At 68.6% G+C, this 11,244-nt stretch carries 9 protein-coding genes; 4 read left to right on the top strand and 5 right to left on the bottom strand.

Annotation, left to right across the window (positions count from 1 at the left end):
* The coding region (locus ACR2JA_RS05940) for a molybdopterin-dependent oxidoreductase (RefSeq protein ID WP_434008188.1) at positions 1-1,374 on the bottom strand (1,374 nt) is incomplete at its 3' end.
* Between the two features lie 137 nt (positions 1,375-1,511).
* On the opposite strand from ACR2JA_RS05940, the gene ACR2JA_RS05945 reads away from it, so the two are divergent.
* The 3 genes from ACR2JA_RS05945 (at position 1,512) to ACR2JA_RS05955 (ending at position 5,117) form a co-directional block, all read left to right on the top strand.
* Positions 1,512-2,663, top strand: coding sequence for an ABC transporter substrate-binding protein (locus ACR2JA_RS05945; RefSeq protein WP_434008189.1), 1,152 nt, complete (start codon positions 1,512-1,514; stop codon positions 2,661-2,663).
* A 127-nt stretch (positions 2,664-2,790) separates the two neighbouring features.
* A complete protein-coding gene (locus ACR2JA_RS05950; RefSeq protein WP_434008190.1) occupies positions 2,791-4,023 on the top strand; it encodes a M20 aminoacylase family protein in 1,233 nt (410 codons plus the stop codon).
* The gene (locus ACR2JA_RS05955; protein ID WP_434008191.1) at positions 4,020-5,117 is read left to right on the top strand and encodes a M14 family metallopeptidase; all 1,098 of its coding nucleotides are present in this window, start codon (positions 4,020-4,022) and stop codon (positions 5,115-5,117) included. The genes ACR2JA_RS05950 and ACR2JA_RS05955 overlap by 4 nt, the downstream gene beginning before the upstream one ends.
* 20 nt (positions 5,118-5,137) lie before the next feature.
* Here ACR2JA_RS05955 and ACR2JA_RS05960 read toward each other — a convergent pair whose 3' ends face one another.
* From ACR2JA_RS05960 to ACR2JA_RS05975, 4 genes are all read right to left on the bottom strand, one after another.
* Positions 5,138-5,917 carry a hypothetical protein gene (locus tag ACR2JA_RS05960; protein WP_434008192.1) on the bottom strand — a complete coding sequence of 260 codons (780 nt, stop codon included), beginning with the start codon at positions 5,915-5,917 and terminating at the stop codon, positions 5,138-5,140.
* Positions 5,918-5,922: 5 nt separating this feature from the next.
* Positions 5,923-6,582, bottom strand: a complete 660-nt coding sequence (locus tag ACR2JA_RS05965) for a TetR/AcrR family transcriptional regulator (protein ID WP_434008193.1) — start codon at positions 6,580-6,582, stop codon at positions 5,923-5,925.
* 15 nt (positions 6,583-6,597) lie between these two features.
* Positions 6,598-7,836 (bottom strand): patatin-like phospholipase family protein, encoded by a 1,239-nt coding sequence (locus ACR2JA_RS05970; RefSeq protein ID WP_434008194.1) that lies wholly within the window; start codon positions 7,834-7,836, stop codon positions 6,598-6,600.
* Between the two features lie 124 nt (positions 7,837-7,960).
* Positions 7,961-8,539, bottom strand: a complete 579-nt coding sequence (locus ACR2JA_RS05975; RefSeq protein ID WP_434008195.1) for a phasin family protein — start codon at positions 8,537-8,539, stop codon at positions 7,961-7,963.
* A gap of 198 nt (positions 8,540-8,737) precedes the next feature.
* On the opposite strand from ACR2JA_RS05975, the gene ACR2JA_RS05980 reads away from it, so the two are divergent.
* The gene (locus tag ACR2JA_RS05980; protein WP_434008196.1) at positions 8,738-10,735 is read left to right on the top strand and encodes an SDR family oxidoreductase; all 1,998 of its coding nucleotides are present in this window, start codon (positions 8,738-8,740) and stop codon (positions 10,733-10,735) included.
* The last annotated feature ends 509 nt before the right edge of the window (positions 10,736-11,244 follow it).

The raw sequence follows: 11,244 nt of genomic DNA on the forward strand, positions 1-11,244 counted from the left end.
GGGGCGGTTGAGCAGCACGTCGGTGTGGCCGTAGCTGGTGTGGATGTCCCAGTGCTCCAGCTGGGTGGTGGCCGGCAGGATGATGTCGGCGTGGTCGGCGGTGTCGGTCTGGAAGTGTTCCAGCACCACGGTGAACAGGTCTTCGCGCGCGAAACCCTGCACTACCTTGCCGGACTCGGGTGCGACCGCCACCGGGTTGCTGTTGTAGACGATCAGGGCTTCGATCTTGGGGCCGAAATCCGCCGAGGTTTCGCGCAGCAGGTCGTCGCCGATGGTCACCATGTTGATGGTGCGTGGTGAGCGGCCGGCCAGCAGGTCCGGCCGGTGCAGCGCCGCGCGGTTGACCGGGAAATGACCCGATGCGGACAGCAGCAGCCCCCCCGCGCGGTGGCGCCAGGCGCCCACCAGAGCGGGCAGGCAGGCCACGGCGCGCACGGCGTTGCCGCCGCCGCGCACGCGCTGCATGCCGTAGTTCAGGCGGATGGCGGCCGGCTTCGTCGTGCCATAGGCGCGCGCCAGGTCGGTGATCTGTTGCACCGGCACGCCGCAGACCTCGGCCGCGCGCTCGGGCGGCCATTGCAGGGCGCGCTCGCGCAGGCCATCCCAGCCCAGGGTGTGGCGGTCGATGTAGTCGTGGTCCAGCCAGTCGTGCACGATCAGCTGGTGCATCAGCGCCAGGGCCAGCGCTGCGTCGGTGCCGGGGCGCAGCTGGATGTGCTCGTGGCATTTTTCGGCGGTTTCGCTGCGGCGCGGGTCGATGCAGACCAGGCGTGCGCCGTCGCGTTTGGCCTGCTGGGCCAGGCGCCAGAAATGCAGGTTGCTGGCGATCGAGTTGCTGCCCCAGATCAGAATGAGCTTCGACTCGGCGAAGAACTCCAGCTTCATCCCCAGCTTGCCGCCCAGGGTGTGCACCAGGCCTTCGCCGCCAGCGGCGGCGCAGATGGTGCGCTCCAGATGCGAGGCACCCAGCCGGTGAAAGAAGCGCGCGGCCATCCCCTCGCCCTGCACCAGGCCCATGGTCCCGGCGTAGCTGTACGGCAGGATGGCCTGTGGGTCGCGGGCCGCGATGGCTTTGAGCCGGCTGGCGATTTCATGGAGCGCCTCGTCCCAGCCGATGGGCGTGAACTGGCCGCTGCCCTTGGGGCCGACACGGCGCAGCGGCGTCAGGATGCGTTCGGGGTGGTAGGTGCGTTCGGTGTAGCGCGAGACCTTGGTGCACAGCGCACCGTCGGTGTGGCGGTGTGCCGGGTTGCCGTGCACCCGCACGGCCACGCCGTTCTCGACCGTGGTCAGCAGGGCGCAGGTGTCGGGGCAGTCGTGCGGGCAGGCGCCGCGCACAACGGTCGGCATGGAGGGGGTGGCGGTGGCGTTCATCGGCAAGGGATGACCAGAGGTCGGCGGGTGCGGTGGGGTGGTGGGTTCTGCGGTAGGCTTCGCGTCCTGCAGCGGGCCGAGCCTCTTGGTAGAGGGCGGCCCGTGAGATCTAAAAACAGCATAGCAGGACCCCCCTCATGCGACGTCGTCTGGCCATTTCTTCTCTGGGCTCTTGGGTGGGCGCCGCGGCGCTCGGCACCTGGTCGCATGCGGCCCGCGCGCAAAGTGCGGGCGTGGCCGACGACCGTGTCGTGCTGGGCCAGTCCGCGCCCTTCAGTGGTCCGGCCGCCCAGCTGGGGCTGCAGTTCCACCTGGGGGCGCAGCTGCACTTCGAAGCGGTCAACGCCAAGGGCGGCATCAACGGCCGGCGCATCGAGCTGCAGCGCCTGGACGACGGCTACGAGCCCGAGCGCTGCGTTGCCAACACCCGGCAGCTCATCGGGCAAAACGCGTTTGCCCTGTTCGGTTATGTGGGCACGGCCACCAGCCTGGCGGCGTTGCCGCTGGCGACGGAAGCCAAGGTCCCGTTCTTTGCCCCGTTCACCGGCGCGCAGGCGCTGCGCGAGCCTTTCAACCGCTACGCCATCCACGTGCGGGCCTCGTACTTCGACGAAACCGCGGCCATCGTGCGCCAGGTGACGTCGGTGGGCATCCGCAAGCTGGCCGTGTTCCACCAGAACGACGCGTACGGCAAGGCCGGCCTGGAGGGGGTGGAGCGCGCACTGCAGGCGCAGAACCTGGCACCGGTGGCGGTGGGCACGGTGGAGCGCAACAGCACCGAGGTGGCGACCGCACTCAAAGACATTCTGGCCACGCGGCCCGAAGCCATCGTGCAGATCGGCGCGTACAAGGCCTGCGCCACCTTCATCCGGCTGGCGCGCCAGCAGGGCTACGCGGGCAACTTCTACAACGTGTCCTTCGTCGGCACGCAGGCCCTGTCGGACGAGCTGGGCGCCATGGCCAAGGGCGTGGTGGTCAGTCAGGTGATGCCGTTCCCGTATGCGCCGGTCATCCCGCTGTCGGGCGACTACCTGGCTGCGCTCAAGGACCAGCGCGGGGTGGCGCCCAACTACTCGGGCATGGAGGGCTTTGTGGCGGCCCGGGTGTTCACCGAGGCGCTCGCGCGCGCGGGCCGCAACCTCACGCGCGAAGGGTTCCTGAACGCGGTGGAGGGCCTGCAGAACCTGAACCTGGGCGGCTTCCCGGTGGACTTCGGCCCCCGGAAACACGCCGGTTCGCGCTTCGTGGAGCTGACCCTGCTGACCGAGGACGGGCGCGTGCGCCGCTGATCGGCGGGCTCACCCCACCAGGGGAGGGGCTGAGCGGGCGGGACAGCCGCCGGGTCCGGGGCTTGGGTAACATGGGTTTTTGACTGCACAACCGGTGCGGCTGCACCGGCGTGAGAGGAACCCCCCCATGCAACTGATCGATTCCATCCTCACCCAGGCGGCCAGCGTGTCCGCCTTGCGGCGCGACATCCACGCCCACCCCGAACTCTGCTTCCAGGAGGTGCGCACCGCCGACCTGGTGGCCGCCAAACTCACCGAATGGGGCATTCCCGTCCACCGCGGTCTGGGCACCACTGGCGTGGTGGGCACCGTGCACGGGCGCGACGGCGGGGCCTGCGGCCGGGCCATCGGCCTGCGGGCCGACATGGACGCGCTGCCCATGACCGAGCTGAACACCTTCGGGCACGCCAGCCGCCACGCCGGCAAGATGCACGCCTGCGGCCACGACGGCCACACCGCCATGCTGCTGGCGGCCGCGCAGCACCTGGCCCAGCACCGGGACTTCGACGGCACCGTCTACCTGATCTTCCAGCCGGCCGAAGAGGGCGGCGGCGGCGCGCGCGAGATGATCAAGGACGGCCTGTTCGACCGCTTTCCCATGCAGGCGGTGTACGGCATGCACAACTGGCCGGGCATGCCGGTGGGCAGCTTTGCCGCCAGCGCCGGCCCGGTCATGGCGTCCAGCAACGAGTTTCACATCACCATCCGCGGCAAGGGCGCACACGCGGCCATGCCGCACAACGGCATCGACCCGGTGCCGGTGGCCTGCCAGATGGTGCAGGCCTTCCAGACCATCATCACGCGCAACAAGAAGCCGGTGGACGCCGGCGTGATCAGCGTGACCATGATCCACACCGGCGAGGCCACCAACGTGGTGCCCGACAGCTGCGAAATCCAGGGCACGGTGCGCACCTTCACCTTCGAGGTGCTGGACCTGATCGAGCAGCGCATGCGCGAGATCGCCGAGCACACCAGCGCCGCTTTTGGGGCGACCTGCGAGTTCCAGTTCAAGCGCAACTACCCGCCCACGGTGAACCACCCGGCCGAAACGGCGTTTGCCCAGCGTGTGGTGGCCGATATCGTGGGCGCGAGTGGCTTGCGGGTGCAGGAGCCCACCATGGGCGCCGAAGACTTCGCCTACATGCTGCAGGCCAGGCCGGGCTGTTATCTGTTCATCGGCAATGGCGACGGCGCGCACCGCGCGGGCTACGAAGGTGGTGGGCACGACGCGGGCCCCTGCATGCTGCACAACCCGCACTACGACTTCAACGACGACCTGATTCCCCTGGGTGCCACCTTCTGGGTGCGCCTGGTCGAGCAATGGCTGGCCCAGCCGCGCGATGGAAAGGCCCCCGCATGATCGAGCCCAACGCCGCGTTCGCGCCCAGCTATGCCCGTGCCCGGGTGCTGTTCCTCGAAGGGGCGGCCGCGGCCGGCATGGCGATCCGCAGCCACAACCACCCGCTGACCGGTGTGGACGGCGAAACCCTGGCCATGGACGTGGCGCTGGACGGCCCGGCCGACGCCGAGCGCCTGCTCATCGTCAGCAGCGCCTGCCACGGCGTGGAAGGGTTCTGCGGCTCGGGCGTGCAGGTGTTCGCCACGCACGACGAGGCCTGGCGCGCCCACGCGCGCGCGGCCGGCGTGTCGGTGCTCTACATCCACGCGCTCAACCCGCACGGTTTTTCGTTCCAGCGGCGCGTCACGCACGAGAACGTGGACCTCAACCGCAACTTCCAGGACTTCCGTCAGCCCCTGCCCGATAACCCGGCTTACGCCGAGTTGCAGGCGTTGCTGTTGCCCGAGACCTGGCCGCCGTCGGCCGAGGTCGAGGCCGCCATCGAGCACTGGGTGGCGCAGCACGGCGAGACGGCCTTCCAGACCGCCGTGTCGCAAGGCCAGTACCGGCACGCCGACGGCCTGTTCTACGGCGGGCAGGCGCCCACCTGGAGCCACCAGACCTTGCGCACGGTGCTGCGCACGCACGCGCGGCGCGCCCGTCGCATCGGCTGGATCGACCTGCACACCGGCCTGGGCCCCAGCGGCGTGGGCGAACGCATCTGCGCCTGCCACGACGACGCCGCCGCGCTGCAGCGCACGCGCAGCTGGTGGGGCAGTGGCGGCCAGACGCCCGTGACCTCGATCTACGACGGTTCGTCCACCTCCGCCAAGCTGACCGGCCTGATGTGGAACGCCGCCTACGAAGAGTGCCCGCAGGCCGAGTACACGGGCATCGCGCTCGAATACGGCACCAAGCCTTTTCCCGAGGTGTTGCAGGCCCTGCGCGCCGACCACTGGCTGCACCGCCACCCGCAGGCGCCCGAGGCCTTGCGCCAGGCGATCCGCCAGCAGATGCGCGACGCGTTCTACGCCGACAACGACCACTGGCGTTTGCAGGTGGTGGGCCAGGCCCGGCAGGCGCTGTTCCAGGCGGTGGACGGCTTGTCGGCCTGACCGCTCGCGGCGCTGCGGGCTCAGCTTTGCAAGGCCATGCGGGCGGAGTCCACGTAGAGGCGCTCCATCGCATCCAGCGGCTGCACCGCTGCTGCGCGCTCCAGCAGGGCGGTGGCCCGGTCCAGGGCGGCCTCGCCTTCCAGCAGCGACCAGCCCTGTGCCACTTCGGCCAGGGTGATGGCCGAATCCGGGTTCAGTGCCAGGGCGCGCGCATAGTGGGCCAGGCCCGCGTCTTTGCGGGCGCCGTAGGTCATGCCGCCGATCAGCTCGCCCACCTTGTCGATGATTTCAGCGTGGAAGCTGCCCACGGCCAGGTGGGCGTCTGCGTGCGAGGGGGCCAGCGCCAGGGTGCGGTCCAGCGCCTGGCGGATCTGCCCGCCCAGCCCCTGCGCCAGCGCCTTGGTGACGCTGATGCCCTGGCTGTAGCGGCCCAGCGCATAGGCCTGCCAGTACCAGGCGTTCGGGTTGTCGGGCGCGCTGGCCTGTTGCTGACGGGCCCGTGCCGCCGCGTCCAGCCAGCGCTGCAGGCGTGCCGGTTCGTGGGCTGCGACGTAGGTCGCGTGCACGCAGGCAGCCTTGTTGGCCAGCGTCAGACCGTCACCGCCCAGGCGCAGGCCGTGGTCGGCAGCGGCCTCGAAGTCGCCGTTGTGGAACAGCAGCCAGCCGTCGATCAGGGCGGGGTCTTGGGGCGGCGGTTCGGCGTCACCGCGGTGCAGCCGGCCCCAGTGCGCCAGCAGGGTATCGGCCTGCAGGTGTGGGCCGACATGGGCGCAAGGGGTCCAGGGGTGCTGGCCGGGCATGGCGGTCAGGTCGGCGTCTGGTACACGCCGGCGAGTTGCAGCAGGTGCTGGCGCTGGCCCGCTTCCAGGTAGGGCGCCAGCAGGTTGAGCACGTGCTGCGCACCGCGCAGCAGGGCCTGCTGCGCGTTGTCGGGTTCCAGCGCGCGGCGCGGGTCGCGCACGTATTCGTAACTCAGCCAGTAGGTCAGCACCACCACCATGCAGTTGGCGGTGGCCTCGACCTCGCGCGTGTCGATGTCCAGCGCGCCGCTGCGGCTCATGCCCGAGAGCAGGGCGCGGATGGCGCGGGTCTTGTTTTTCAGCACACCCTGGAAGCGCGTTTCCAGCAGCCGGTTCTTGGACAGCAGGTCGTTGAGGTCGCGGTAGAGGAAGCGGTACTCCCAGATGATCTCGAACAGCGAGTGCAGGAAGAACCAGGCGTCCTCCACGTTGCGCACGCCGTCGGCCGCGCCCAGCAGTTCGCTCAGCGCCTTTTCGTAACGCTCGAACAGCGAGTTGATCAGCTCGTCCTTGGCCGGGTAGTGGTAGTACAGGTTGCCGGGGCTGATGCCCAGCTCGGCCGAGATCAGGGTGGTGGAGACGTTGGGTTCACCGAAGCGGTTGAACAGGTCCAGCGTCACCTCCAGGATGCGTTCGGCGGTGCGGCGCGGGGCTTTTTTGGCCATGGGTTGGGGTGCTGTTCAGGCGTGGGGCTGCAGGGTCTGCAGGCGGGCCTGCAACTCGTCCAGCGTGGCGTGCAGGCGCTGCGCCGTGGCGTTGGCGCTGCGCAGGGGCCGCAGCAGCTGGCGTGCGGTGTCGTCCAGCGCGTCGGTGTCGATGCGCACGCCGTGCCGGGCCAGCTTCGGTGCCAGCTGTGCCTGGCGTTCGCGCAGCATCTGCCGCGTCTGCTGGTAGGCGTGTTCGGCCAGCTCACGCCGCTGGCGGTAGCTGAAGGTGTTGGCAAAGAACAGCTCGGCGTCGCGCTGGTCGGGTTCGATCAGCACGATGTCGGTGTTGGGGTAGCTGCGCTCGTACTGCTTGAAGCCCAGCTCCAGGCGCGAATGGATCATGGAGCGGAAGGTCTGGCTCATCACCGCGGGGAAACCGCCCTCGATCAGCGAGGGGATGCGCTGCGGGCCACCGGCCGTCGCCCCCGCGTGCGGCGGTGCATCGGGTTCGGCGCGGAACGGCACCAGCGGGTTCAGGCACAGCAGCAGGTCCACGCCTTCGTCCAGCGCCACGCTGGCGTGCAGGGTTTTCTTGAGCGCACCGTCCACATAGTGCTTGCCGTCGATGGACACGGGCGGGAACAGGCCGGGCAGAGCCGCGCTGGCCTGGATGGCGCGCGAGATCGGTACGTGGTCCCAGCCCGGCTGGCCGAACGGCGCGGCCTCGCCGGTGTCCAGCTCGGTGGCCACCAGGGTCAGGCGCGCACGCAGCTGGCGGAAGTCGTTGCTGCGCCCGGGCCGGCTGAACAGGGCTTCGATCTGGCGGTGGATGCCCTCGTTGTCGAGCACGCCGGTGGGCAGCACCGCGCCCAGGCGCTCAAACGCGTAGGTAGCCGACTTGCCCTGCACCCCCCAGTCCCACAGCGCGGCGCCCAGCAGGCCGGGCAGGCGCTGCAGGCGCGCGCCGAACTCGGTCCAGGCCGGTGTCATCAGCCAGGCGGGGTCGACGTGGTCCTGGGTGGCGCGGTCTTCGATGAAGGCCTCGCACAGCTGGCGCGGCGTCAGGCCGTTGGCCAGGCCGGCGACGATGAAGCCGCCGGCCGAGACGCCGACGTAGTGGTCAAACCCGTTGAAGTCCAGGCCCTGCAGCGTTTCATCCAGCGCACACAGCGCCCCGATTTCGTAGATGGCGCCCAGCGGACCACCGCCAGCCAGCGCCAGCGCGGTGCGCGGCTTCGATCGTGACGGAGTGCGGAGGCGGCGGGTCGTCATGGTTTTGAGTGTAGACCTCGGGTGGGAGCGGATCTGCTGCATCGCAGCACGTGGGCCAGACGGCACAACGGGGCGTCGTGCGCCCCGTTGTGGTGGTGTGTCAGCCGTTCAGGCCAGCAGGTGGTCAGGCCGCCTTGGCGCGGCTGGTGGTCTTGCGCGCCGCGGGCTTTTTGGCGGCGGCCTTGACCTCCGTCTTTGCCGCCGTCTTGGTCGCGGCCTCGGTCACCTTCTTGGCCAGGGCTTTGCGTGCCGCCGGCTTGCTGGCCGCCTTGACCGCGGCCATGCCGGGGTGCAGCTGGTGCACCTGCTGGGTCAGCGCGTCGATGCGTTCCATCAGGGTTTCGATGTCGCGGGCCGAGGGCACACCCAGCTTGCCCAGGGCCTTGGCCACGCGGTCTTCGAAGATGTTTTCCAGCTTGTCCCACTGGCCGGCGGCCTTGCTGCCGATCTCGTTGGCCATGTTGCTCATGCGGCTGGTCGCTTCGTTGATGCGCTCTTCGGCCACCGACTGCGTCTTGCGCTGGATCGACAGGCCTTCCTTGACCAGGGTCTCGAAGGCCTTGCCGCCCTCAGCCTGCGCCTTGGAGAACGCGCCCAGGCCGGCCAGCCAGATCTGCTGGGCCGAGTCCTTGATGGCGCCCGACAGCGGGGATGCGCCGGCGGTTGCGGCGGAAGCGGTGGATTTCTGGACTTTCTTGACCATGGTCGGACTCCTTTGAACGGGGCAGGGATGTTGGCAACGACCGTGACCGTGCCATGCAAGAACTGTACGGCGCGGCAGGCGGCCCTGTGTAGGGGCCAGCGACTAATCGGGTCGCGGGTTTGTGCGGAAACAGGGCCTCTGGTGGCTGCGCAAGAATGGCAGGCTGCACACCGCTACAACGACCCCAGGAGAAACGCAATGCATTATTTCGTCACCGGCGCCACCGGCTTCATCGGCAAGCGGCTCGTTCAACAACTGCTGACGCGCAAGGGCGCGGTGGTGCACTTCCTGATCCGCCCCGAAAGCGAGGGCAAGGTCGCTGCGCTGCGCGAGTACTGGGGCCTGAGCGGGCGCACCGCCGAAGCGCGCGCGGTGCCGGTGTTTGGTGACCTCACCGCGAAGAAACTCGGCGTGAGCGCCGAGGCCACCAAGGCGCTCAAGGGTCAGATCGACCACTTCTACCACCTGGCCGCGGTGTACGACCTGGGCGCCGATGAAGAGAGCCAGATCGCCGTCAACATCGAAGGCACGCGCAACACGGTGGAGTTCGCCAAGGCCATCGGCGCCGGACACTTCCACCACGTGTCGTCCATCGCTGCCGCGGGCCTGTACGAAGGCGTGTTCCGCGAAGACATGTTCGAGGAGGCCGAAAACATCGACCACCCGTACTTCATGACCAAGCACGAGAGCGAAAAGATCGTGCGCCAGGAGTGCAAGGTGCCGTGGAGCGTGTACCGGCCCGCGCTGGTGGTGGGCGACAGCCGCACCGGCGAGATGGACAAGATCGACGGGCCGTACTACTTCTTCAAGCTGATCCAGCGCATGCGCCAGATCCTGCCGCCGTGGATGCCCAGCGTGGGCCTGGAGGGCGGTCGCATCAACATCGTGCCGGTGGATTTTGTGGTGGCCTCGCTGGACCACATCAGCCACCAGAAACGTGCCAGCGGCCAGTGCTTCCACCTGGTGGACCCGATGGGCTACCGCGTCGGTGACGTGCTCGACATTTTGAGCAAGGCCGCGCACGCGCCCAAGATGAACCTGTTCATCAACGCGGCGCTGATGGGCTTCATCCCCAAGAGCGTGAAGAAGGGCCTGATGGCGCTGGCGCCGGTGCGCCGGGTCTACAAGGCGGTGATGCAGGACCTGGGGCTGCCCGAGGACATGCTGACCTTCGTCAACTACCCCACGCGTTTTGACTGCCGCGACACGCAGGCCGCGCTCAAGGGCAGCGGCATCGAATGTCCCAACCTCAAGGACTACGCCTGGCGCCTGTGGGACTACTGGGAGCGCCACCTCGACCCGGACCTGCACATCGACCGCAGCTTGAAGGGCACGGTGGCGGGCAAGGTGGTGCTGGTCACCGGCGGCAGCTCGGGCATTGGCCTGGCGGCGGCGCACAAGTTCGCCGAGGCGGGCGCTGTGACGATCATCTGCGGGCGCGACCAGGACAAGCTCGATGAGGCCTGCGCAGAAGCCAAGGCCAAGGGATATCAGTTCATCGCCTACCCGGCCGACATCGCCGACATGGCCGACTGCGACCGTTTCATCCAGCTGCTGATCACCAACCACGGCGGCGTGGATTTCCTGATCAACAACGCGGGCCGCTCGATCCGCCGCGCCATCGAGGGCAGCTACGACCGCTTCCACGACTTCGAGCGCACCATGCAGCTGAACTACTTCGGCTGTCTGCGCGTGACCATGGGCCTGCTGCCCGGCATGGTGGCCAAGCGCAAGGGGCACGTGGTCAACATCAGCTCCATCGGCGTGCTGACCAATGCGCCGCGCTTCTCGGCCTATGTGGCCAGCAAGGCAGCGCTGGACGCGTGGACGCGCTGCGCCTCCTCGGAGTTCGCCGATCAGGGCGTGACCTTCACCACCATCAACATGCCTCTGGTGCGCACGCCCATGATCGCGCCCACGCAGATCTACAAGAACGTGCCGACGCTGGCGCCGGAAGAGGCGGCCGACATGATCGCGCAGGCCTGTATCTTCAAGCCGGTGCGCATCGCCACGCGCCTGGGGGTGACGGGGCAGGTGCTGCACGCGTTCGTGCCGCGCATCGCGCAGATCGTGATGAACACCAGCTTCCGCATGTTCCCGGATTCGTCGGCGGCCAAGGGGGAGAAGGGGGCCAAGTCTTCGTTGTCGCCGGAGGCGGTGGCGATGCAGCAGATGATGCGGGGGATTCACTTCTGATTCCTTTCGTCTTTGTCGGTGCTGGTCGGCGCCTGTGGCGAGCCGGGTCTCGGCCCGGCGGCCGACTCACTTTCTTTTGCTTCGCCAAAAGAAAGTAAGCAAAGAAAAGGCGAGCCGACGACCGGGCCGCTTCGCGGTTCCTTGCGCTGCTCGGTTCGCGGGGGACATTCGCAAACTTGTCCGCTGCGCGGCCTTCGAACACGCGAATGTCTGATCCCCGCGCCCCTGTGCTGCTCAGCCCGGTCGGACGGCACAGGCGGGAGCGGATGCGGACTACCCTTTTCGCCACCATGGTGGCCCGAGGTGGAGTCCGTACCCGATTTCCGCCGTCATGCGCTGGCGAGTAGCGCAGGGCCGGGCGGATCAGGGCTGCGCATGTCCGAAGGCCGCGCAGCGGACAAGTTTGCGCAGACCCCGCCCGGACCGAGCAACGCAGTGTGCCCGTCGCGAAGCGGCGGGACAGCGCATCCGGCTCGCCTTTTCTTTGCCTACTTTCTTTTGGCGAAGCA

It is taken from the genome of Hydrogenophaga sp., assembly GCF_051007235.1.
Lineage (GTDB): Bacteria > Pseudomonadota > Gammaproteobacteria > Burkholderiales > Burkholderiaceae_C > Hydrogenophaga.